At 72.7% G+C, this 21379-nt stretch carries 22 protein-coding genes; 14 read left to right on the plus strand and 8 right to left on the minus strand.

Annotation, left to right across the window (positions count from 1 at the left end):
* Positions 1–52: 52 nt before the first annotated feature.
* Entirely contained in the window at positions 53–241 is a 189-nt protein-coding gene (locus EJG53_RS29465; RefSeq protein WP_030019783.1) for a DUF6243 family protein, read from the minus strand.
* Between the two features lie 124 nt (positions 242–365).
* Between EJG53_RS29465 and EJG53_RS29470 the strand changes: the two genes are divergently transcribed.
* Both EJG53_RS29470 and EJG53_RS29475 read left to right on the plus strand, forming a co-directional pair.
* Positions 366–968 (plus strand): TetR/AcrR family transcriptional regulator, encoded by a 603-nt coding sequence (locus EJG53_RS29470; protein ID WP_125047427.1) that lies wholly within the window; start codon positions 366–368, stop codon positions 966–968.
* A gap of 228 nt (positions 969–1196) precedes the next feature.
* The gene (locus tag EJG53_RS29475; RefSeq protein ID WP_125047428.1) at positions 1197–1946 is read left to right on the plus strand and encodes a bifunctional DNA primase/polymerase; all 750 of its coding nucleotides are present in this window, start codon (positions 1197–1199) and stop codon (positions 1944–1946) included.
* A 57-nt stretch (positions 1947–2003) separates the two neighbouring features.
* Here EJG53_RS29475 and EJG53_RS29480 read toward each other — a convergent pair whose 3' ends face one another.
* The 4 genes from EJG53_RS29480 to EJG53_RS29500 form a co-directional block, all read right to left on the minus strand.
* Positions 2004–2981 (minus strand): SCO2278 family lipoprotein, encoded by a 978-nt coding sequence (locus EJG53_RS29480; RefSeq protein ID WP_241267708.1) that lies wholly within the window; start codon positions 2979–2981, stop codon positions 2004–2006.
* 234 nt (positions 2982–3215) lie between these two features.
* The gene (locus EJG53_RS29490) at positions 3216–4070 is read right to left on the minus strand and encodes a heme ABC transporter ATP-binding protein (RefSeq protein WP_125047429.1); all 855 of its coding nucleotides are present in this window, start codon (positions 4068–4070) and stop codon (positions 3216–3218) included.
* Positions 4067–5233, minus strand: a complete 1167-nt coding sequence (locus tag EJG53_RS29495) for a FecCD family ABC transporter permease (protein WP_125047430.1) — start codon at positions 5231–5233, stop codon at positions 4067–4069. Before EJG53_RS29495 ends, EJG53_RS29490 begins: the two co-directional genes overlap by 4 nt.
* A 1-nt stretch (position 5234) precedes the next feature.
* Positions 5235–6284: a heme/hemin ABC transporter substrate-binding protein gene (locus EJG53_RS29500; protein ID WP_125047431.1), complete on the minus strand. Its 1050-nt coding sequence runs from the start codon at positions 6282–6284 to the stop codon at positions 5235–5237.
* Positions 6285–6423: 139 nt separating this feature from the next.
* On the opposite strand from EJG53_RS29500, the gene EJG53_RS29505 reads away from it, so the two are divergent.
* The 3 genes from EJG53_RS29505 (at position 6424) to EJG53_RS29515 (ending at position 10424) form a co-directional block, all read left to right on the plus strand.
* On the plus strand, positions 6424–7857 hold the full coding sequence (locus tag EJG53_RS29505; protein ID WP_125047432.1) for an HtaA domain-containing protein: 1434 nt from the start codon (positions 6424–6426) through the stop codon (positions 7855–7857).
* Positions 7858–7908: 51 nt separating this feature from the next.
* Positions 7909–9510: an HtaA domain-containing protein gene (locus EJG53_RS29510; RefSeq protein WP_125047433.1), complete on the plus strand. Its 1602-nt coding sequence runs from the start codon at positions 7909–7911 to the stop codon at positions 9508–9510.
* A 218-nt stretch (positions 9511–9728) separates the two neighbouring features.
* Positions 9729–10424, plus strand: coding sequence for a PhzF family phenazine biosynthesis protein (locus tag EJG53_RS29515; RefSeq protein ID WP_125047434.1), 696 nt, complete (start codon positions 9729–9731; stop codon positions 10422–10424).
* Between the two features lie 42 nt (positions 10425–10466).
* Here the strand turns inward: EJG53_RS29515 and EJG53_RS29520 are convergent, their stop codons facing one another.
* Together EJG53_RS29520 and map are read right to left on the minus strand one after the other, a co-directional pair.
* Positions 10467–11156, minus strand: coding sequence for a biliverdin-producing heme oxygenase (locus tag EJG53_RS29520; protein ID WP_174856471.1), 690 nt, complete (start codon positions 11154–11156; stop codon positions 10467–10469).
* Between the two features lie 219 nt (positions 11157–11375).
* Positions 11376–12233 carry a type I methionyl aminopeptidase gene (map, locus tag EJG53_RS29525; protein WP_125047435.1) on the minus strand — a complete coding sequence of 286 codons (858 nt, stop codon included), beginning with the start codon at positions 12231–12233 and terminating at the stop codon, positions 11376–11378.
* Positions 12234–12299: 66 nt separating this feature from the next.
* Here map and EJG53_RS29530 point away from each other — a divergent pair, with 66 nt between their 5' ends.
* Positions 12300–12539: a hypothetical protein gene (locus tag EJG53_RS29530; RefSeq protein WP_125047436.1), complete on the plus strand. Its 240-nt coding sequence runs from the start codon at positions 12300–12302 to the stop codon at positions 12537–12539.
* Positions 12540–12596: 57 nt separating this feature from the next.
* On the opposite strand, the gene EJG53_RS29535 is transcribed toward EJG53_RS29530, so the two are convergent.
* Positions 12597–13934 carry an MFS transporter gene (locus EJG53_RS29535; RefSeq protein WP_280526789.1) on the minus strand — a complete coding sequence of 446 codons (1338 nt, stop codon included), beginning with the start codon at positions 13932–13934 and terminating at the stop codon, positions 12597–12599.
* Between the two features lie 242 nt (positions 13935–14176).
* Between EJG53_RS29535 and EJG53_RS29540 the strand changes: the two genes are divergently transcribed.
* The 8 genes from EJG53_RS29540 to EJG53_RS29575 all read left to right on the plus strand — a co-directional run bounded on the left by EJG53_RS29540 (position 14177) and on the right by EJG53_RS29575 (position 21375).
* Positions 14177–15331: a sialidase family protein gene (locus tag EJG53_RS29540; protein ID WP_125047437.1), complete on the plus strand. Its 1155-nt coding sequence runs from the start codon at positions 14177–14179 to the stop codon at positions 15329–15331.
* Positions 15328–16695 carry an ABC transporter substrate-binding protein gene (locus EJG53_RS29545; RefSeq protein WP_125047438.1) on the plus strand — a complete coding sequence of 456 codons (1368 nt, stop codon included), beginning with the start codon at positions 15328–15330 and terminating at the stop codon, positions 16693–16695. The genes EJG53_RS29540 and EJG53_RS29545 overlap by 4 nt, the downstream gene beginning before the upstream one ends.
* Before the next feature lie 134 nt (positions 16696–16829).
* The gene (locus EJG53_RS29550; protein WP_371858815.1) at positions 16830–17690 is read left to right on the plus strand and encodes a carbohydrate ABC transporter permease; all 861 of its coding nucleotides are present in this window, start codon (positions 16830–16832) and stop codon (positions 17688–17690) included.
* Between the two features lie 155 nt (positions 17691–17845).
* Positions 17846–18664 (plus strand): carbohydrate ABC transporter permease, encoded by an 819-nt coding sequence (locus EJG53_RS29555; protein ID WP_125049678.1) that lies wholly within the window; start codon positions 17846–17848, stop codon positions 18662–18664.
* Between the two features lie 13 nt (positions 18665–18677).
* The gene (npdG, locus tag EJG53_RS29560) at positions 18678–19427 is read left to right on the plus strand and encodes an NADPH-dependent F420 reductase (RefSeq protein WP_244955397.1); all 750 of its coding nucleotides are present in this window, start codon (positions 18678–18680) and stop codon (positions 19425–19427) included.
* 164 nt (positions 19428–19591) lie between these two features.
* A complete protein-coding gene (locus tag EJG53_RS29565) occupies positions 19592–19897 on the plus strand; it encodes a hypothetical protein (protein ID WP_125047440.1) in 306 nt (101 codons plus the stop codon).
* Between the two features lie 182 nt (positions 19898–20079).
* Positions 20080–20277: a hypothetical protein gene (locus EJG53_RS29570; protein WP_125047441.1), complete on the plus strand. Its 198-nt coding sequence runs from the start codon at positions 20080–20082 to the stop codon at positions 20275–20277.
* Between the two features lie 123 nt (positions 20278–20400).
* Positions 20401–21375, plus strand: a complete 975-nt coding sequence (locus EJG53_RS29575) for a transcriptional regulator (protein ID WP_125047442.1) — start codon at positions 20401–20403, stop codon at positions 21373–21375.
* Positions 21376–21379 lie beyond the last annotated feature (4 nt).

A 21379-nucleotide genomic window follows, 5' to 3' on the forward strand; every position in this document is an offset into this window, starting at 1 on the left:
TCAAATGGTCCACCGTGAGGAGCCGTTGCGCAGTGAGCCGATCGGGTGGTTTTCACCCCTGACGGGTTTCTCCGGCGCCGCGCTGTTCCTGGAGCCTGCGCAGCAGCGCGCGCCGCTGCGCCATCGGGTCGGTGCCGCCGCCCACGCCGTTGCCGCCCCGGCCGCCGCGCAGCGCGCCGCGGGAGAGCTTGCTGCGGGTGCCGCCGACGCCGAGCATGTTGCCCGCGCTTCCCTTGCTCATGGGGTCGTCTCCTTCGTCCGCCGATAAAACGAGACGGTTCGTCTCGCTCGTTGTCGAGTCTGGGCGAGACGCTCCGTCTTGTCAAGACGATACGTCTCGCCTCACCTGTCGGTAGACTCCGGGCATGGCCAACAAGACGGCGCCCGACGCCTCCCGCCGCAGCGAACGCTCCCGCCGCGCCATCTTCGACGCGGCCCTCTCCCTCGTCGGGGAGGTCGGCTACGACAAGCTCACGATCGAGGGCATCGCCTCCCGCGCCGGTGTCGGCAAGCAGACGATCTACCGCTGGTGGCCCTCCAAGGCCGCCGTCCTGCTGGACGCCTTCACCCAGGACGTCGAGGGGTACGAGGCCGGGCTGCCGGACACCGGCGACCTCGCCGCCGACCTCAAGTTCGTCCTGCGGGCCACCGCCGACGAATTCAACGACGAGAAGTGGCAGGCCCCCTACCGCGCCCTCGCGGCGGCCGGCGCGAACGACGCGGAGCTGTCGGCGCGCTTCGTCGAGCGGCTGCTGGAGCCCGGGATCGCGGTGTACGTGAACCGGATGCGGGCCGCCCAGGAGGCGGGCGAGATCGGGCCGGACGTGGACGTACGGGTGGCGGCCGAGATGGTGCTGAGCCCGTTCTCCCAGCGCTGGCTGATGCGCACCGGCGAGCTGACGTACGCGTACGTGGACACGCTGGTCGACATGGTGCTCGCCGGGCTGCGGCCGCGCGCCTCCGCCTGATCCGCGCCCGCGCCGGCCCGCCCGCGGGCGGCCCGCACTCCGGGATGAGGTGCCGGGATCGCCCAGGGGGCGTGAAAGGTAAAGGAAAGTGAACGAAGTGGGGTGGAAACCGACCGTATTGGTGGGATTCGCCCGTTCTCCGGTCCCCCCGGATCCGTACTCCGGTCACCCGAAGAGGAGGATGGTGGCAGCATTGATCCCAGACCACCGCTCGAAGTGAGGGGATAGATGGAACGCAAGAGCAGGTTCTCCCAGTGGCTTCGCCGGCCGAGGAGCGGTTCGGACGGCGGCGATACGGACACGGGATCGGCGGCCGCACAAGGCCGCGAGGACCTGCTGCTGGCGGTCGCCGACGCGGGTTTCCCGCTCGCCCCCGCCGCCCACCCCTCCGGCTACGGCTGTTCCTGCGAGCGCATCGGCTGTCCCACGCCCGGCCGGCACCCCGTCTCCTTCGGCTGGCAGACCGTCGCCAGCACCGACCGCGAGAAGGTCGCCGCCTGGGCGCGCGCCTATCCGCAGGCCAATTTCATCACCGCCACCGGCATCGCCCACGACGTGCTGGACGTCCCCGCCGAGGCGGGCCGCAGCGCCCTGGAGCGGCTGGAGGCGGCCGGCATCGAGGTCGGCCCGGTCGCGCTGAGCGGCGCGGCGCTCGGGCAGGGCCGGATGCTGTTCTTCACCGCCACCCGGGGCACCCCGGACGACGAGGACGAGTGGTGGCCCTGCGAGCTGGACTGCCATCCGGAGACCATGGACGAGCATCCGGGCCTGCGCTGGCACTGCCGCGGCAGCTACGTCCTCCTGCCGCCCTCCCGCCTCCCCGGTGACCAGCCCGCGGTGTCCTGGCTGCGCGGCCCCGAGCGGCCGGTGCCGGACCCGCTGACGCTGCTGGAGTCGCTCACCGACGCCTGCGCCGCGTACGCGGACCAGCAGCCCGACCACGACCACGAAGCAGCCGCCTGGCCGATCGGCCGCTGAGGCCCGTCCCGCGGCCGGCGTCCCGTACGCCGTGCGCCCGTAGGCCGTGCGTTCCGCCTACAGCGACTTGGCGGAGGTCTTCGCCTCCAGCCGGTGCAGGACACCGACCTGCCCGGCCGCGCCCGCCGCCGGAACCTTCACCACCTGCTCCGACAGGGTCGTGAAGGTCATCCGGCTGGACGGCTTCGCCGGACCGTCCATGATCCCCTTCAGCTCCGGGCCGATGCTGATCCGCGACCCCGCGGAGACCGTCTTCTGCTGGTGGTAATAGGTCGAGAAGAAGACCAGCGCCCCGCCGTCCTTGGTGCGCAGCGCGACCGGCGCGTACGAGGACGCCTGGTCCTCGTACTGGATACGGGCGCCGGGCTGCCGCCCCTGCCGCTCGCGCAGCGCCCGCCACCGGTCGGTGTGCGGTCCCGGGGCGAAGGTGTCGCCCTTGCCGGTGTTCAGGTACGCCGCGTACGCCGCGCCCAGCTTGCCCGGCGCGATCTTCAGCCCGGAGTTCTCCGCGTCGGCCGGCACCACCTCGGCGAAGCCGTCCCGGTCCGTCTTGAACTGCGGGATCTCCTGGTCGGCCAGCGAGGACAGATAGCTGGCCTTCCACTTCGCGCCGACCGCGTCCCGGGTGAACACCAGGAACCACCGCGTGTTGTTGCGATTGCTCACCGCGTCCGCCAGGAACACCTTCGGCCAGCCCGCCTGCTTCGGCACGGTGAACGTCGGGCTGGTCAGCTTCAGCGGCGGGAACTTGGGGTTGCCCTGCGGGCTGATCGCCTGCCCCGCCTTGGTGAGCGCCTGGTCGACGGCGAGCAGCGAGTCCGTCTCGTAGGTCGGGTTCACCTTCGGGTCCAGCTTGGTGTTGGACGTGTTGAAGCCGTCGACGAACTGCTGGAGCGCCGTGGCGGCCTCGTCCTTCGACACCGCCGGCAGCAGCTCCCGTTCGCCGTGCACGGTCATGCACCCGCTCAGCGTCAGCAGCGCCGCGCTCGCGGCGGTCAGCGCTACGGGCACCCGGAACGGCGACCTGCGTGTCATGGGACTCGGGCTCCTTCGGGGCGACCGGGGCCGGGGCGGCCTGGGCGGCCGCCGGGGTGGCGAGATTCGGCGCAACCCTACCGGGGGCGGGGGAGCGGGCGGGCGCGGGGACCGGCAACAGCGTCCGCACCGTGACCTGGCGGACGCCCGGCCCCACCGGCCATTACGGGACGCAACGGCCGTGCCCGGACACGGCCGTGCCGGAACAGGGGCCGGGTCAGGACACGGCCCGGGTCAGGCGTCACGCAAAGGCATGACCAGGGGAACGCCGGTGCGCGGGTGCCCGATCACCTCGACCGGCTGCCGGTAGACCCGGCTCAGCAGCCCCGCGCCGAAGACCTCGCCGGGCGGGCCCTGCGCGGCGATCCGCCCGCCGTGCAGCAGCGCCGCCCGGTCCGCGTACGCGGCGGCCAGCCCCAGGTCGTGCAGGACCACCGCTACCGCGGCTCCGGCCGCAGCCCGTTCACGGCAGATTCGCAGCACCAGTTCCTGGTGGCGCAGGTCCAGCGCGGCGGTCGGCTCGTCGAGCAGCAGCAGCGGGGCGCGCTGCGCCAGGACACGGGCGAGTGCGACGCGGGCCCGTTCGCCGCCGGACAGCGCGGCGAACGGACGGCCGGCGAAGCCGGTCACCTCGGTCGCCGCCATCGCCTCCGCGACGGCCGCCTCGTCCTCGTCCTCCCGTGGAGTGCCCGCCCAGGGCGCGCGGCCCATCCGTACGACGTCCGCCACCGTGAACGGGAAGGACAGGGCGGCGGCCTGCGGCAGGACGGCCCGGCGCAGCGCGAGTTCGGGCGCGGTCCAGGCGGTGGCCGGGCGGCCGTCGATCCGTACCTCGCCGGTGGTGGCGGGCAGGTCGGCGGCGAGCGCGGCGAGCAGCGTGGACTTGCCCGCGCCGTTCGGTCCGACGAGGGCCAGCACCTGGCCGGTGGTCACCTCCAGGCCGATGCCGTCCAACACCGTACGGTTGCCCAGCCGTACGCCGAGACCGTCGGCCCGCGCGTACGCCGTACCCGGGGCGACGGGTGCGGGGAGCGTCCTGGGGCGCCCGCCGAACCACGTACCGAGCACCCGAATCCGGCCGCGGCTCATGCCCAGCCCCCTTGCTTGCGACGGGTCCTGCGCAGCAGCCAGAAGAAGAACGGGCTGCCGAACAGCGCGGTCAGGACACCCAGCGGCAGCTCCGCGGGCTGGGCGACGGTGCGGGCGGCGAGGTCGGCGACGACCAGCACCAGCGCGCCGCCCAGGGCGCTGCCCGGAATCAGGAAGCGGTGCCCGGGACCGGCCGCCATCCGCAGCAGATGCGGCACGAGCAGACCGACGAAGGTGATGACACCGGCCACCGCCACGGCCGCCGCGGTGAGCAGCGCGACGACCAGGATCAGCACGAGGCGCAGCCGCTCCACGTCGACACCGAGGTGCCGGGCGGGGCGTTCGCCGAGCGCCAGCAGGTCGAGCTTGCGGGCGTAGAAAGGGGCGACGGCCAGCCCGGCGACGGCGCACGGCAGGACCGCCAGCACCTTGGGCCAGACGGCCCCGGACAGCGAGCCGAGCTGCCAGAAGGTGATCTGGGAGACCTGCGCGTTGTCGGCGGAGAAGAGGAACAGGCCGATCAGCGCGCCCGCGAAGGCGTTCACCGCGATACCGGTGAGGATCAGCGTGACGACCTCGGTACGGCCGCCCGAGCGGGACAGCGCGTAGACGATCAGGACGGTCAGCAGACCGGTGGCGAACGCGCAGGCCGGGACCGTCCACACGCCCAGGAAACCGAGGCCCAGCGCGATCGCGCCGACGGCGCCGACCGCCGCGCCCGACGAGATGCCGATGACGCCCGGCTCGGCGAGCGGATTGCCGAACACGCCCTGCATCAGGGCGCCCGCGCAGCCGAGCGACGACCCGACGAGCAGGGCCAGCACGACGCGCGGCAGCCGCACGTTCCACAGCACGCTCTCGCCGACCCGGTCCAGCTCCGCGCCGCCGAGGTGCAGATGGTGCAGCAGCGAGCCGAGGACGTCGCCGAGCGGGATGCGGTACGCGCCGAGCCCGGCGGAGAGCAGACAGCCGGCCAGGAGGGCGAGGGTGAGGCCGGTGGTCAGGAGGGTGGTGCGGGGGAAGCGGCGTGGGGGTGGTGAGGGGGCCGCGCCGGCGCCCCGGTCCGCGCCGGAGTGCGCGCCCGCGCCCGTACCTGCGCCCGCGCCCGTACCTGCACTCGCGCCCGTGTCCGTACCCGCGTCCGTCCGGGGAAGTGCCGTCATCTCACTTCCCCTCGGCGTGGATCTGCTGGATCAGGGAGCGCAGTACGGCGTCCGTGCGCGGCCCGTAGTTGAGCAGCACACCGTCGTCGACGGTGGCCACCCGCCGGTCCATCCCGGCCGGTGTCTGGGCCACGCCGGGGATCTTCACCAGTCCGTCGATGCCGCCGACGGACTCCAGGCCCTTGGTCATCACCAGGATGACGTCCGGCGCGGCCTTGGCGAGTGCCTCGCTCGTGATCGGCGTGAAGTCCTTCTCCAGGCCCGACTCCTTGCCCGCGTCGATACCGCCCGCCGCCTCGATGAGGGAGCCGGCGCCGGAGCGGGCACCGCCGATGAGGTAGACGGAGGCGGAGCCGCGCAGGTAGAGGAAGGCCACCCGGGGGCGGTCGGCCGCTTCCGTGCCGCCGTGCGGAACGCTCTTCCGTACGGCCGCGATCCGCTGATCGGTCCGGGCCTTGAGGGCGTCGCCCGCCGTACGGACGCCGAGGGCCGCCGCGACCGCGTCGATCCGGGTGTCCACGTCGGCGAGCCGCTGCGCGGGCCCGAACGTGACGACCGGGACCCCGGCGTCGCGTATCTGGCCGACGGCCTCCGCCGGTCCGGTGGTGGTGTCGGCGAGGACCACGTCGGGCTTGAGCGAGAGCACGCCTTCCGCCGACACGTCGTGCGCGCGGGTCACCACCGGCAGCTTCGCCGCCTGCTCGAAGGTGGCGGTGATGTCGCGTGCGACGACCCGGCCGCCGAGCCCGAGGGAGAAGACGATCTCGGAGAGGGAGCCGGTGAGCGGCACGATCCGGTCGGTCTTGCGCACCGTCACGTCGTGGCCGTCGGCGGACCGTACGGTCGCGGGCAGTTCGGGCCGGGGCGCGGGCCCGGACAGTGGCTCCACGCGGTCGGCGGCGGGCCGGGCGGCGGGCTTCGCCGGGGGAGCGGCGGTGTCCGTGCCGCCGCCGCAGCCGGTGAGCGCGAGGGCGAGCGCCAGGGTGGCGGCGAGGGCCGCGGCGGGGCGTGACAGGCGCCGGCGGACCGGCTCCCGGAAGGTTGCTGTCACTGTCCCGCCTTTCTGTGTACGTCAGTTGACCGGGACCGGTGGTGCGGGCGGGGGCCCGGCCGACTCCCGGGGTTCCGCTTCGGTCGCGCTTAGCTTAGGTTAGCCTTACCTTAATCGCTAGCCCTCGGAGGGGTCCGCCATGCTGCCGTTCAGACCGGCCCGCGGCCGTACACACGGCCGCGCCCGCGTGCTCGCCGCCGCCTTCCTGGCGGCGCTGCTGGGCACGCTGCTCCCCGCGCTGCCCGCCCAGGCGGCGGCCCGTACGGTCGCGGGCGGCCGGCTGGACTGGGGCATCAAGTCCTCGTTCCAGTCGTACGTCACCGGACCCATCGCGCAGGGCAGTTGGACCTTGAACGGCGGCGCCGCCACGGTCGGCGACAGCCGGTTCCGCTTCCACTCCGCCACCGGCAGCTACGACCCGGACACCGGCGCCCTGACGGCCGGCTTCTCCGGCGGCGTCCACTTCACCGGCCACCGCAAGCCGGACGGCTCGTACGAGATGGACCTGACCATCAGCCGCCCCCAGGTCACCGTCGCCGACGGGCGCGGCACCCTCTTCGCCGACATGACCAGCAAGGAGAAGGGCACCGGCCGCGTCACCACGGCCGCCCGGGTGCCGCTCGCCACCCTCGAACTCGGCGGTGTGGACACCCGGGGCGGCGGCACGCCCATCGCGCTGACCGACGTCCCCGCGAAGCTGACCGCGCAGGGCGCCCGCGCCTTCGCCGGGTACTACACGGAAGGCACCCAGCTCGACCCGGTGAGCCTGTCCGCCGACGTACGCGCGGGCGGCGGGCCGAGCCCGGAGGCCACCCCCTCCGGTGACGGCGAGGGCGACGGCGACGCCCGGCGCGGCACCTTCACCGAGGCCGCCGTCGACTGGGGCGTCCGCCGCACCTTCCGCGAGTACGTCACCGGCGACATCGCCCACGGCAAGTGGCAGCTTTCCGACGGCGCCCAGGACGGCGGCGCGCTCTTCCGCTTCCCGCGCGGCAAGGGCGCGTACGACGCCGAAAAGGGCACCCTGAACGCCGACTTCACGGGAAAGCTGCACTTCACCGGCAAGAACCTGGACCTGACCCTCACCGCCGTCTCGGTCACGGTCCACGACGGCCGCGGCACCCTCGCCGCCGACGTCACCCACGACGGTACGACCACCGAAGGCACTCCGCTGGCCACCTTCGAGGCGAAGCGGCTCACGCCCGAGAAGGGCCTGATCAAGCTCACCGAGGCACCGGCGCGGCTCACCGCCGACGGCGCGAAGGCGTTCGGCGGCCTGTACCGGGAGGGCACGGACATGGACCCCGTCTCGCTCGCGGTCGCCGTCGACAAGAAGGCCACGCTGCCCGCCCTCCCCGACCTCGGCACCGACCCCAAGGCCGCCGCTGCCGCCGGGGACGGGAAGCAGGCGAAGCAGGCCGCCCCCGAACAGGCCGCGCCCGCCTCCTCCGGTTCCACCCGCACCGTCGTCCTCCTCGTCGCGGCCGGCGTGCTGCTCGTCGCCGTCGCCGCCTTCCCCGTCCTGCGCGCCCGCCGTCGCCGTACGGCCCCCTCGGCGCCTCCGCAGGACTGACCCACCGCACCTCCCCACCGCACCCCCACCCACCAAGGAGAGCCACCGACCATGGCCGCCACCCGCCGCCCGCTCGCCCTCGCGGCAGCCATCGCCACCGCCGCCACCACCGCGGCCCTGTGCCTGCCGTCCGTCGCCACCGCCGCCCCCGCGGCCGGTACGGCGGCGCCGAAGATCCAGTTGAAGAACGGCACGCTCGACTGGGGCGTCAAGGAGTCCTTCCGCAAGTACGTCAAGGGCATGGCGCACGGCGACATCACCGCCGCCGACGGCGCCCGGCAGGCCCTGGACAACGGCCCGTTCACGTTCACGGACGGCACCGGCACGTACGACATGAGCACCCACGCCGTCGCCACCACCTTCAAGGGCAGCGTCCGCTTCACCTCGAAGGCGCACGGCTTCGACATCAAGCTGGCGGACCTGAAGGTCGCCACGAAGGGCACGTCGGGCGCCATCACCGCGGATGTCACGGCGGCGGGCAAGACGCAGGGCGACGTGGCGCTGGCCTCGCTCGACCTGTCGGCGGTACGGCCGGGCAGCGGTACGGGCGGCGCGATGACGTTCGCGAAGATCCCGGTGAAGCTGACCGCCAAGGGCGCCGAGGCGTTCAACGGCATGTACAAGGAGGGCCAGGAACTCGACCCGGCCACGCTGACGGTGACCCCGGAGGGCACGCCCGGCAAGCCGGCGCAGCCCGCGCCGGGTGGGAAGGGGCACGGCGGCGAGACCGGCCAGGGTGGCGAGACCGGCCAGGGTGGCAAGGCGGGGGAGCAGGCGGGCGGTGAGCCCGGCGGTCAGCAGGGCGCGCACGCGGGCTCGGGGGCGGACTCGGCTACGGGCTCGGGTTCCGGTACCGGCTCTTCGGACCATAAGCCGGCCGCCGCCCCCGCCATGTCCCCCGCTGCCTCAGGCAAAGTCCTCGACGGCACCCTCGACTGGGGCGTCAAGCAGTCCTTCCGCGAGTACATCACCGGCCCCATCGCGCACGGCAAGGCCGAACTCGCGGGCGGCGCCGTCACCTCCGCCGCGGGCTACCGCTTCCCCAAGGGCCACGGCACGTACGACGCCGCCAAGGCCACCCTCGCCGCGCAGTTCAACGGCTCGGTCCGGTTCACCGGCCACGAGGGCGTCCTGGACCTGAAGTTCAGCAACCTCAAGGTGACGGCGAGCGGCACCAAGGGCACGTTGATCGCGGACGTCTCGGCCAAGGCGCGCGCCACCGGCAAGGTCACCAACACGCCGGGCATGGCGGTGGCCGACCTCAAGATCCCGGCCGGTGCCCTCACCGCCAAGAACGGTGTCGTCACCCTCAAGAACGTGCCCGCGACGCTGACCGCCGCAGGCTCCAAGGCGTTCGACGCCATGTACAAGCCCGGCCAGGCCCTCGACCCGGTGACGGCCGCCGTGACGGTCGACCCCAAGGCCCAACTGCCTGCCGACGGCGACACGTCCGGCTCCTCCTCGGCCGTCACCACCGGCTCCGGGAGCGCCGGCGGCGGCACCGCGAGCTTCAGCAGCGGCAGCGGCGCGGGCGGCTCGCTCGCGGCCACCGGCGCCACCGTGCCCACCGGCGCGCTGGCGGGCGTGGCCGGCGCCCTGATCGTCGCGGGCGGCGCGGCCACCTACGCCGTACGCCGCCGCACCGCCCTGTAAGAGCCACCCCCGGTCAGCGCCTCCGCCACCCCGGACCCACGCCCCACTTCCCCCGGGCTCCACACCCCAGGGGTCGCCTCCCCCACACCCCACACAGGCGCGCCCCGGGCCCAGGGGCCGGCCGTACCCGCCGCGCACGCCTCCGCGCGGCGGGTACTTCGGCGTTCCGGCGAGCCCCCGGTGGCCCGCCGCTGCGGCACGCGCGATGGAATACGGCCATGACAGCGACCCGGACCCCCGACCTGCACGTCGTACGCGTCTTCTGCGGCCCGGACGGCCGGGGCGGCAACCCGTTGGGCGTCGTACGGAACGGAGCAGCCGTACCGGACGGCGCCGCACGCCAGGCCCTCGCCGCCGAACTCGGCTTCAGCGAGACGGTGTTCCTCGACGGCTCGGGCAGCGGCGGGCCCTGCCGGGTCGACATCCGCACGCCCAGCGTCCGGCTGCCCTTCGCCGGTCACCCGCTCGTCGGTACGGCATGGCTGCTGCGGCACCTCGGGCAGCCGGTGACCGCGCTGCGCCCGCCGGCCGGCGAGGTGCCGGTCACGTACGACGGGGGGTACGTCTGGGTGCGAGGGCGGCCGGAGTGGTCCACGGGGCGCCGTACGCAGGAATACGCGTCGGCGGCGGACGTGGCGGCGGTGCCCGGACCGCCGCCCGGGGACGGCCCGCTCTACGTGTGGGCGTGGCAAGACCAAAGCGCGGGCACGGTACGCGCCCGCTTCTTCCCGCGCCGAGGCGACGGCATCGTGGAGGACGAGGCCACCGGCGCGGCGGCGCTCACCCTCACCCATGAACTCGGCCGGGCCCTGGACGTCCGCCAGGGCACCGGCTCCCGCATCCTGACCCGGCCGCACGCGGACGGCACGATCGCGCTGGGCGGCCGGGTCGTGCCCGTACGGACGACGCCCTGACGGGAGCCGGAGCGGAACGGGGCCCGGGGCCCGCCCGTCCGCTCACGCGCTCAGCGGAAACTCTTCCCCCAGCTCACGGAAGACCGCCGTGTTGAGCGCGAACGCGCGCTTGCACTCGTCGATCACCCGCTGCTTCTCCAGGTCGTCCACCGGCAGCGCGTCCAGCAGCTCGCGGTACTCGCGCTTGAAGGCGGCGGGGTTGCCTATCCCCTCGAAGACGTAGAAGCGCACGCCGTCGCCCTTGCGGGCGAAGCCCCAGGTCTTCTCGGCCGTGCCGCGGATGATCTGGCCGCCGGAGAGGTCGCCCAGATAGCGGGTGTAGTGGTGCGCGACATAACCGGCGGGCCAGCGGGCGGCGCATTCGGTGACGCGGTCGGCGTACGCGGCGGTGGCCGGCAGCGGCTCCAGGCCCGTACGCCAGGACGGGCCGCCGAGGTGGGCCAGGTCCCGCTCCAGCTCTGCCGTACGGGCCAGCTCCGGCCGCAGGAACGGTCCGGCGACCGGGTCCCCGGCGAGCGCCTCGGCGGCGCCTTCCAGCGCGCGGTAGACGAACCACAACTGCTCGGTGTAGCGCCGGTAGGCCGTGACGCCCAGTTTGCCGCCGAGCAGGTCGCCCATGAAGGACGAGTTCTCGGCCTCCGTGTGCTGCTCGTGCGACGCGGTGCGGATCAGGGTGGAGAACGGCACCGATGCGGCGGAGTGCGCGGACGGGGTCGAGCTGGGCGCGGCCAAGGCGGACCTCCGGGGACCGATGGGGTGCGTACGGGAACCGATTGTGGTTGGTTAGGCTTACCTAAGTCAACCCGTTCCCGACAGGGTGTCGGTAACGGTACCGACGGCTTGTCGGCAACCTTCCCGACATCATGTCGGTAAAAACCCCGCGACGAAAGCCCCCACGGCGGGAAGGCGGAGCCGAGGGGGCCGGAACGTCGAGCGCTACGGGAGGGAGCGCTACGGAAGGGTGAGGATCTCCGCGCCGGTCTCCGTGACGACGAGCGTGTGCTCGAACTGCGCGGTGCGCTTGCGGTCCTTCGTCACCACCGTCCAGCCGTCCTCCCACATGTCGTACTCGTGGGTGCCCAGCGTCAGCATCGGCTCGATGGTGAAGGTCATGCCGGGCTTGATGTCGGTGGTGTGGTGCGGGCTGTCGTAGTGCGGGACGATCAGGCCGGAGTGGAACGACGAGTTGATCCCGTGGCCGGTGAAGTCGCGGACGACCCCGTAGCCGAAGCGCTTGGCGTACGACTCGATGACCCGGCCGATGATGTTGATCTGACGGCCCGGCTTGACCGCCTTGATCGCGCGGTTCAGGGACTCGCGGGTCCGCTCCACCAGGAGCTTGGACTCCTCGTCCACGTCGCCGCAGAGGTACGTGGCGTTGTTGTCGCCGTGCACGCCGTTGATGTACGCGGTCACGTCCAGGTTCACGATGTCGCCGTCCTGGAGGACGGTCGAGTCCGGGATGCCGTGGCAGATGACCTCGTTGACCGAGGAGCACAGGGACTTCGGGAAGCCCCGGTAGCCGAGGGTGGAGGGGTAGGCGCCGTGGTCGCACATGAACTCGTGGGCGACCCGGTCCAGTTCGTCGGTGGTCACACCCGGGGCGATCAGCTTGGCGGCCTCCTCCATCGCCTGGGCGGCGATCCGCCCCGCGACGCGCATCCGCTCGATCGTTTCCGCGTCCTGCACCTCCGGGCCCGTGTACGGGGTGGGCGCGGCCTTGCCCACGTACTCGGGACGCGGGACGGAGGCGGGGACGGGGCGGGTGGGGGAGATCGTCCCCGGGACAAGAAGCGACTGGCCAGACATGCCAGCGAGTGTATCCGTGGCCCATCGGGCAGGATGGCGGCACAGGTGTCGCAGACAGGAGGCGTGATGGCGCTGTTCAAGAGGCGGACGGCCGGCAAGCCCGGCGAGTGGTACTACTGCCTCAAGCACGGAACGGTCGAAGAGGGCCCCGAGTGCCGCGCCGCCGACCGCTTCGGTCCGTACGCGACGCGCGAGGAGGCGGCCCACGCGATGGAGACCGCCCGCGAACGCAATCTGGAGTGGGAGACCGATCCCCGCTGGCACGAGAAGGGGCAGGAGACCGGGCAGGAGAAGGGCCAGGACTAGGGGCAGGGCCCGGCGGGGGCGGGGGCGCACCCCGGCTCGGGCCCCGCCCGGCCCCGGTCACGCCGCCGGCGTGGTCTCCGCCGCCCCCGCCTCCGCCCGCGCCGTACGGATCTCCCGCATGCGCACCGCGTGCTCGTTCGTCCGCGCGTCGTACGCCAGCAGCTTCGGGAGCGCCGCGGCCAGCCCCACCACCCCGGCCACGCACAGGACGCCGCCCGCCCACACCGACGTCCGTACGGACGTGATGGCCGCCATGCCGCCCGAGCGGACCTGGCCGAGCTGCGGCCCGACCGAGTACGAGAGCAGCTCGATGCCGGCCAGCCGGCCGCGCAGCTCGTCGGGGATGGTCTGGTTCCACATGGCGGACCGGAAGATGCCGCTGACCATGTCGCACGCTCCGGCCGCGGCCAGGCTCAGCAGCACCAGCCAGACGTTCGACGCGAAGCCCGCCGCGGTCATCGCCAGCCCCCAGGCCGCCGCCGCGTACAGCACCGCCCGCCCGTGCCGGTGCACCCGTGAGGTCCAGCCGCTGGTGAGGCTGACCAGGCAGGACCCGACCGGCAGCGCCGCGTACATCAGACCCAGTGCCCACGGCGCTCCGAGATCGTCCGCCAGGAACGGAAAGATCGCCATCGGGAAGGCGAAGAGCATCGCGGTCAGGTCGACGGCGTACGTACCGAGCAGTTCCTTGCGGTTCCAGGCGTAGCGCGCGCCCTCCCAGATGCCGCGCAGCGACGGCTTCTCGGCGTCGTGCGAGGCGGGGGAGGCCGCCAGTCCGACCGCGAGCGCGACGGATACCGCGTACGTGACGGCGTCGATCGCGTACGCCCAGCGCAGTCCCGCGTACGCCAGCAGCACACCGGCCAGCGCGGGTCCGGCGATGGCGCCGATCTGCCAGCGCAGGGCGTTCAGCGCGGACGCGGCGGGCAACTGGTCGTGCGGGACGATGCGCGGCACGATCGAGTCGAGGGCCGGGCGCTGGAGCCCGGTCAGGGCGCTGGTCGCGGCCACGATCACGTACAGCGGCCAGATCAGCGGGTCCGGCAGCAGGCTGTTGACGAGCAGCAGCACCGACAGCAGCCCGAGGGCGGCCTCGGTCCACAGGATGAGCTTGCGGCGGTCCATGGCGTCCGCGAGCGCGCCGCCGTACAGGCCGAAGACGATCAGCGGCACGATCTCCACCGCGCCGACCGCGCCGACCGCGAGCGTCGACCCCGTCAGCTCCTTGAGCTGGAACGGTACGGCGACCAGCGTCAGGAACGACCCGAACACGGTCACCGCGCCCGCGCACCACATCCGGCGGAAGTCGGCGGAGGAGCGCCACGGCGCCAGGTCGGGGAGCAGGGCGGCGGCCCGGCGGGGACGTTTCGGCGGGGATGGGTCGTCTTCGGTCACAACGCACCATCGTGCGGCGGCGCCGGGGCGGCGGGCAACGGAATTTCGGGCGGGCGGCCGGGCCGGACGAGGGTGGACACCAGGTGTCCGGAAGGCGGCTTTCCGGTGCTCCGGGCGCCGTGGTGACGCAGTCGGGTGGCGGCCCGCGCCATCCGTGTGCCGCGCCTTGACGGTCAGTTGGGGGCTCCCTATGGTCACGCTGACAGAGGACGTCCTACGTCCGGTCTGCCGGGGGAGGCCCCATGGCTCACCAGACTTCCGTTCCGTTCCGTGCCGGGTCCGAGGGGTACGCGAGCTTCCGTATCCCGGCCGTGGTCACCACCGGCGCCGCGGCTTCCGACGGCTCCACCACCGCCCCCGACCCCGGCTCCGGCACCACCGCCCCCGGCACCCTGCTCGCCTTCGCCGAAGGCCGGGTGCACAGCGCCGCCGACCACGGCGACATCGACATCGTGCTGAAACGCTCCACCGACGGCGGCCGCACCTGGGGCCCGCTCCAGACCGTCGCCCGCAACGGCCCGGACACGGCGGGCAACCCGGCCCCGGTCGTGCTGGACGGCGGCCGGATCGTCCTCGTCCACGTACGCAGCGCCGCCACGGCCACCGAGGACCGCATCCGCCGCGGCCTGGTGTCCGCCGCCGACGCGCGGCGCGTCTGGGTGCAGCACAGCGACGACGACGGCAGCACCTGGTCCGAGCCGCGCGAGATCACGGACCAGGCCAAGCGCTCCAACTGGCGCTGGTACGCCACCACCCCCGGCCACGCCCTCCAGCTCCGGCACGGCCCGCACGCCGGCCGCCTGGTCGTCCCGGCCAACCACTCCATCGCCCCCACCTTCTCCGGCGACGACGGCACCGAGGGCCGCTACAACGGCGGCCACGTCCTGCTCAGCGACGACGACGGCGCGAACTGGCGCATCGGCTACCTGGACAGCAATCCCAACGGCTACATCAACGCCAACGAGACGACCGCCGCCGAACTCCCCGACGGCACCCTCTACTTCAACACCCGCAACGACTCCCCGGCCCCCGGCAACCGCGCCGACGCCCACTCCGCCCCGGCGGACGCCGGTGAGCGCCTGATCAGACCGTTCCGTCCGCAGGCCGGACTGACCGGGCCCGTCGTCGAGGGCAGCGTGCTGCACCTGGGGGAGCCCGACGTGCTGCTCTTCTCCGGTCCCGCCGACCCGGACGCCCGCGCCCTGATGACCGTACGGGCCAGCCGCGACCGCGGCCTGACCTGGCACCCCGCGCACACCGTCGACGGGCTCCCGGCCGCCTATTCCGACCTCGTACGGATCGATCCGGCGACCGTCGGGCTGCTCTACGAGACGGGCGACTTCAGCGCCTATTCGACCCTCACCTTCCGCCGCATCCCCGTGGAGGAGCTGGCATGAGCACCGGTACGTACGACGACGGCCGGGGCCCGGGGCACGGCCTCCTCCGCCGCCGCTCCCTGCTCGGCGGGGCCGCCGCGGCCGCCGCCGGGTTCACGCTGGCCGGCTGCGGCAGCGGCGACGGTGACGACGGAGCGGCGCCCGAGGAGCGCAAGAAGGGCCAGAAGATCACGCTCTCCTTCTGGTCCTGGGTGCCGGGCATCGACAAGCCGGTGGACCTGTGGAACAGCGAACACCCGGACGTGCAGGTCGACGTGGAGACGGTGTCCGCCGTGGACGGCCGCCAGTACGCCAAGATGCACGCCGCCGTGAAAGCCGGGAACCCGCCGGACCTCGCCCAGATCGAGTTCCCCGTCGTCCCCAGCTTCCTGCTCGACAACGCCCTGATGGACCTGTCCGCGCTCGGCGCCGCCCGCTACAAGGACCGTTTCGTGGGCTGGCAGTGGCAGCAGTCGGTGTTCGGCAAGGGCGTCTACGCCGTCCCGCAGGCGTCCGGCCCGATGGGGCTCTTCCTGCGGCAGGACCTCTTCGACAAGTGGAGCATCCAGTTCCCGCAGACCTGGGACGAGTACGAGGAGGCCGCCAAGGCGGTGCGACGGCAGGGCGCCTGGATCGAGACGTTCTCCCCCACCAACGGCAACCGGTTCGCCGGGCTGGCCTGGCAGGCGGGCGCCAAGTGGTACGCCGCCCAGGGCGACACCTGGACCGTGCACATCGACGACGAGCCCACCCGCAAGGTCGCCGACTACTGGGAGTCGCTGGTCCGGCGCAAGCTCGTCAAGACCATCCCCGACCGGCAGAACGCCTGGTACAAGGACATCCAGACCGGCGCCATCCCGGCCTGGATCGGAGCCAGTTGGGGAGACGCGCTGCTGGCGGGCAACGCGCCGGGCACCAAGGGGAAATGGCGGGCCGCGCCCCTCCCGCAGTGGCAGAAGGGCGCCAACGCGCACGCCAACTGGGGCGGTTCGACCACCGCCGTCTTCGCGAAAGCCTCCTATCCCAAGGACGCGCTGGACTTCGCCCTGTGGCTCAACAGCGACCCGAAGTCCATCGCGCTGCTGATCGACGGCGGCTACGGCTTTCCGAGCGCGAAGAAGGGCTACGCCACGTCCGACCTCGACGTGTACAAGGACTTCTTCGGCGGCCAGGCGTACAGCAGGGTCTTCGCGGACGCGGGCGCGCACGTCGACACCAGTTGGCAGTGGGGGCCGGGCGTGGACACCCTCTACCAGCGGCTCGGCGACGCGTTCACCGAGGCGCTCGACAGCGGCGGATCGTTCCGCTCCGTACTCCGGACCGTACAGGCGCAGACCGTCTCCGACCTGCGGGGCAAGGGCCTGAAGGTGGAGAGCGGCGGGTGAGGGGAACGGACCGCCGCCGGGCCGCCACCGGGCGCGCACAGCGCACCCGTCACACCCGTCATCCCCACCATCCCCGTCGCAACCGCCTCACCCGTACCGAAGCCCGCAACGCCCGCGCCGCGGCCGCCTTCGTCCTGCCCTTCCTCACCCTCTTCCTCCTCTGCTTCGTCGCCCCGATCGGCTACGCCGTCCACCAGAGCCTGCACCGCACCGAGCGCACCGGCCCGCTCGGCCTCGGCGGCCAGGAGCGCGAGGTCTTCGCTGGCCTCGCCAATTACGCGCACGCGCTCGCCGACGACCGCTTCCTGACCGGATTCGGCCGGGTGCTGCTCTTCGGTGTCGTACAGATTCCGCTGATGATCGCCCTGGCGACCGTCCTCGCCCTCCTCCTGGAGAGCGCGAGCGCCCGCGGCGTCACGTTCTTCCGCAGCGCGTTCTTCCTGCCGTACGGCGTCCCCGGCGTCATCGCCTCCATCCTGTGGGGCTTCCTGTACGTACCGGGCATCAGCCCGCTCGTGGAGATCGCCGGGTCGCTCGGCCTGCACGTGGACTTCCTCGCCCGCGACACCGTCCTGTGGTCCATCGCCAACATCGTCGTCTGGCAGTTCACCGGTTACAACATGCTCGTCCTGATCTCCCAGCTCAAGGCCGTACCGGACGAGCTGTACGAGGCGGCGCGCATCGACGGCGCGAACGCCTGGCACATCGCCCGGCACATCAAGATCCCGCTGATCCGGCCCGCGCTCGTGCTGACCACCGTCTTCAGCATCATCGGCACGCTCCAGTTGTTCGCCGAGCCGATGGTGCTACGGCCCCTCGCCGCCACCATCGACTCCGGCTTCACGCCCAACTTGCACGCCTACAGCGAGGCGTTCGTCAGCAACAACCAGCACGTCGCGGCGGCCGAGGCGGTGCTGCTGGCGGTGGTCGCCTGCGTGCTGTCGTTCGGCTTCCTGCGACTGGTCGGGCAGCGCGGCAACGGGAGCGACTGGTGAGGCGGGCCGCGAGGCGCGACGCCGCCGGCCGCGATGCCTCCGCACGCGACGCCTGCGTACGGCCGTCCGGGGCTCCCGCGCGCCACCCCGTCCGCCGCCCCGCGCACCGCTCCGCCCCCGCCCGGCCCGTCACCCGCCCACCCCTCCGCTACCGCATCATCACCGCCACCCTCCTCACCCTCGCCGCCCTCTACTTCCTCACCCCCGTCTACTGGCTCATCGTCTCCGCCACCAAGAACAGCGCCGATCTCTTCGGCACCTTCGGCTTCTGGTTCGCCCACCCGCGCCCCCTGGAACACCTCCGGGACGTCCTCACCTACGACCACGGCATCTACGTCCGCTGGTTCACCAACTCGCTCCTGTACGCGGGCGCCGGCGCGCTCGCCGCCACTTTGCTCTCCGCCGCGGCCGGCTACGCGCTCGCCAAGTTCCCGTTCCCGGGCCGCGAGGCCGTCTTCAACCTCGTCCTCGCAGGTGTCCTGATCCCCGGCACCGCCCTCGCCCTCCCCCTCTACTTCCTCTTCAGCACCATGGGCCTCGCCAACACCTACTGGGCCGTCCTCCTCCCCAGCGTCGTCAGCCCCTTCGGTGTCTATCTCTGCCGGATCTACGCGGCGGCCGCCGTACCCGACGCGCTCCTGGAAGCGGCCCGTATCGACGGCGCGGGCGAGGGCCGGATCTTCGCCGGGCTCGGGCTGCGCCTGATGACGCCGGCCCTCGTCACCGTCTTCCTCTTCCAGTTCGTCCACATCTGGAACAACTACTTCCTGCCGCTGGTCATGCTCTCCGACTCCGACCTGTATCCGATCCAGCTCGGCCTGACCTCCTGGACCGGGTACGCGGACCGTCGGCCGGAGCTGTACCAGTACACGGTGGGCGGCGCGTTCTTGTCCGTGGTGCCGCTGATGGTGCTGATGACCGTCCTGCAGCGGTACTGGCGTACGGGGCTCACCGAGGGCAGCGTGAAGGCGTGACAGTATCGCTGTCATGACTACTCCTGACGACGCGAAGACCGGCAACGGCGCGCAGCCCGTGAACGTCGCCACCGAAGCCAAGAAGGCGCTCAAGCGGGACCCCTGGGACCTCCCCGACGTGTCCGGCCTCGTCGTCGGCGTCCTCGGCGGCACCGGCGACCAGGGACGCGGCCTGGCCTACCGGCTCGCCCGGGCCGGCCAGAAGGTGATCATCGGCTCGCGCGCGGCGGAGCGCGCCCAGGCCGCCGCCGGCGAACTCGGCCACGGCGTCGAGGGCGCGGACAACGCCGAATGCGCGCGGCGCAGCGACATCGTCATCGTCGCCGTCCCGTGGGAAGGCCACGCCAAGACCCTCCAGTCCCTCCGCGAAGAGCTGGCCGGCAAACTCGTCATCGACTGCGTCAACCCGCTCGGCTTCGACAAGAAGGGCGCCTACGCGCTCAAGCCGGAGGAAGGCAGCGCCGCCGAACAGGCCGCGGCCCTGCTCCCCGACTCCCGCGTCACGGCCGCCTTCCACCACCTCTCCGCCGTCCTCCTCCAGGACCCGGAGACCGAGGAGATCGACACCGACGTGATGGTGCTGGGCGAGTCCCGCGCCGACACCGACCAGGTCCAGGCCCTGGCCGCCCGCATCCCCGGCATGCGCGGCGTCTTCGCCGGCCGCCTGCGCAACGCGCACCAGGTGGAGTCCCTGGTGGCCAACCTGATCTCCACCAACCGGCGCTACAAGGCACACGCGGGCCTGCGGCTCACCGACGTCTAGTCACCGGCCGGGCGGGCCGATATCTTGCAAGGCTGTCCACTTCCGTGGAGGGCACGGCGCCCGGTACGGCGGGCGAGGGAAGGAGCGTGATCCATGCGGTGGTTGCCCCGGCCGCCCGCCCGGACAGTCCGGGAGCACGGGCGGCGGGTTCCGGAAGGAACGCGATGTCCCGTACGGACAAGACGAAACCCCTGTGGATACGCCACGCGGAACACGGCCCCCGCCCCGTCCACGACCACCGCTACGGCCCCTGCGACCTGCCCCCGCACCCGACGCGGCAGCCCGCTGACACCCGCTGCCGGTGGGAACACCCCGGCGTGATCCTGCTCGGCTCCACCTGCTGCGCGGGCTGCCACAAGCGCGGCTGCGTCAAGGAGTGGCAGGACTACGTCAAGACCGGCAACCGCAGGACCCGCTATACGGGGCGCCGCGAGACGCGGCGGTACGTCACGGGAGAGCTGACCGACTGATCACGGGGGCGGCCGCCGGGCCGCCCCCGCCCCACCCGGGCCCCTCCAGTCCTCCCCACCCGGGCCCGCCGGCCCCCACCCCCGCCCGTACGTCCCGGCCACCGGGGCCTGGGGCCACGCCTCCGCCCCCATGGTGGACACTGGAGGAAAACCCCCATACCCCTCGTACAGGAGCCGACCCCATGCCCCGCCTCGCCGTCTTCGCCCTCGTCGTCTGCGTCCTCGCCGTCGCCGCGGCCGTCGTCTCCTTCGTCCAGGGCAGTTGGCTCGGCATCGTGTGGATCCTGATGGCGGGCATCTCCAGCAACATGGCGTGGTTCTACGTACGCAAGGCGAAGCTGGACCGCCAGAGGCGGGAAGGGGCACCGGCGGCGGGCTGAGGGTCGGCCGGGCTCCGGTCCCCGGCGCTCTGGGTCCTGGCTTCTGCGAGAGCCCCTACTCTGGAGCCAGGGGTAGGTGATGCCGTGTCTCCGGAGATTCCGTCCGACCTACGCTGCCACCTGATGCCGCCCGTCGGGCTCGTCGACGCGTTGGGGCCGCCCGAGGAAGGCGTACTCCGCAGCGCACTCCTCCAGGACATCGCCGAAGCACACGCCCTCTACCAGGCCGACCGCTACGACTCGGTCGCGCTGCGGTTGCCCGGCATCCTCTCCGCCGCCGGAGGAAGCGTGCGCACCGCCGACGGAGATGATCAGCGGCGCCAGGCCCTGGCGACCCGCGCCCGTGCCCTGTTCCTGGCGGGCAAGTACCTGACCCAGGTCCGGCAGTACGACTTGGCCTACCAAGCGCTGGCCTCAGGTATCCGGGACGCCCGGGAGGCCGAAGCGAAGCCCACGGCCGCCGTCGGCGTCATCGGCATGTGCTGGCTCCTGCTGCGACAGGACCGCTTCGCCGAATGCGCGGACCTGGCGTCGGACACCGCCGACGCGGTGGAGCCCAGGATCTCGAAGGCGACGCCGGAGGAGCTGGCCGTCTGGGGCGAACTGCTGCTCCGCGTCGCCGCCGCTGCCGTACGCGACAACCGGAAGGCGGAGGCGAAGGACGCCCGCCGAATGGCCGCCACCGCCGCACAGGCCATCGGCCGCGAACACATCGACTTCCGGACCCACTGGGGACCGTTCGGACCGGCCACGGCGGAGATCAAGGTCATCGAAGACCTGTCATTGAAAGGCGACGCGCGGGGCGTCCTGCGACGAGCGGACACCGGACCACTCCACCCGGACAGCCTCAAGGCGTACGGCACTCCCACCAGCAATGCGTGGGGCCGCTACCGGCTGGACGTCGCGCAGGCCCACAGCCTGACCGGCGCCCACCACGACGCCATCGGCGAACTCATGGGCATCTACCGCTCACACCCGGAGTGGATGCGGCATCAGCCGATGGCGCGCCGCGTACTGGAGAAGGTGCTCAAGACCCGGACACGCACCCCGACCAAGGGCATGCGAACCCTGGCCGCTCACCTGGGCGTCGACGGCTGACCAT

Source organism: Streptomyces chrestomyceticus JCM 4735 (assembly GCF_003865135.1).
GTDB lineage: Bacteria > Actinomycetota > Actinomycetes > Streptomycetales > Streptomycetaceae > Streptomyces > Streptomyces chrestomyceticus.

What these genes read in the sequence shown, in the direction of transcription:
- EJG53_RS29465 (WP_030019783.1), bottom strand. Translation starts at nt 241, where the DNA reads ATGAGCAAGGGAAGCGCGGGCAACATGCTCGGCGTCGGCGGCACCCGC.
- EJG53_RS29470 (WP_125047427.1), top strand. Translation starts at nt 366, where the DNA reads ATGGCCAACAAGACGGCGCCCGACGCCTCCCGCCGCAGCGAACGCTCC.
- EJG53_RS29475 (WP_125047428.1), top strand. Translation starts at nt 1,197, where the DNA reads ATGGAACGCAAGAGCAGGTTCTCCCAGTGGCTTCGCCGGCCGAGGAGC.
- EJG53_RS29480 (WP_241267708.1), bottom strand. Translation starts at nt 2,981, where the DNA reads ATGACACGCAGGTCGCCGTTCCGGGTGCCCGTAGCGCTGACCGCCGCG.
- EJG53_RS29490 (WP_125047429.1), bottom strand. Translation starts at nt 4,070, where the DNA reads ATGAGCCGCGGCCGGATTCGGGTGCTCGGTACGTGGTTCGGCGGGCGC.
- EJG53_RS29495 (WP_125047430.1), bottom strand. Translation starts at nt 5,233, where the DNA reads ATGACGGCACTTCCCCGGACGGACGCGGGTACGGACACGGGCGCGAGT.
- EJG53_RS29505 (WP_125047432.1), top strand. Translation starts at nt 6,424, where the DNA reads ATGCTGCCGTTCAGACCGGCCCGCGGCCGTACACACGGCCGCGCCCGC.
- EJG53_RS29510 (WP_125047433.1), top strand. Translation starts at nt 7,909, where the DNA reads ATGGCCGCCACCCGCCGCCCGCTCGCCCTCGCGGCAGCCATCGCCACC.
- EJG53_RS29515 (WP_125047434.1), top strand. Translation starts at nt 9,729, where the DNA reads ATGACAGCGACCCGGACCCCCGACCTGCACGTCGTACGCGTCTTCTGC.
- map (WP_125047435.1), bottom strand. Translation starts at nt 12,233, where the DNA reads ATGTCTGGCCAGTCGCTTCTTGTCCCGGGGACGATCTCCCCCACCCGC.
- EJG53_RS29530 (WP_125047436.1), top strand. Translation starts at nt 12,300, where the DNA reads ATGGCGCTGTTCAAGAGGCGGACGGCCGGCAAGCCCGGCGAGTGGTAC.
- EJG53_RS29540 (WP_125047437.1), top strand. Translation starts at nt 14,177, where the DNA reads ATGGCTCACCAGACTTCCGTTCCGTTCCGTGCCGGGTCCGAGGGGTAC.
- EJG53_RS29545 (WP_125047438.1), top strand. Translation starts at nt 15,328, where the DNA reads ATGAGCACCGGTACGTACGACGACGGCCGGGGCCCGGGGCACGGCCTC.
- npdG (WP_244955397.1), top strand. Translation starts at nt 18,678, where the DNA reads ATGACTACTCCTGACGACGCGAAGACCGGCAACGGCGCGCAGCCCGTG.
- EJG53_RS29565 (WP_125047440.1), top strand. Translation starts at nt 19,592, where the DNA reads ATGTCCCGTACGGACAAGACGAAACCCCTGTGGATACGCCACGCGGAA.
- EJG53_RS29570 (WP_125047441.1), top strand. Translation starts at nt 20,080, where the DNA reads ATGCCCCGCCTCGCCGTCTTCGCCCTCGTCGTCTGCGTCCTCGCCGTC.
- EJG53_RS29575 (WP_125047442.1), top strand. Translation starts at nt 20,401, where the DNA reads ATGCCGCCCGTCGGGCTCGTCGACGCGTTGGGGCCGCCCGAGGAAGGC.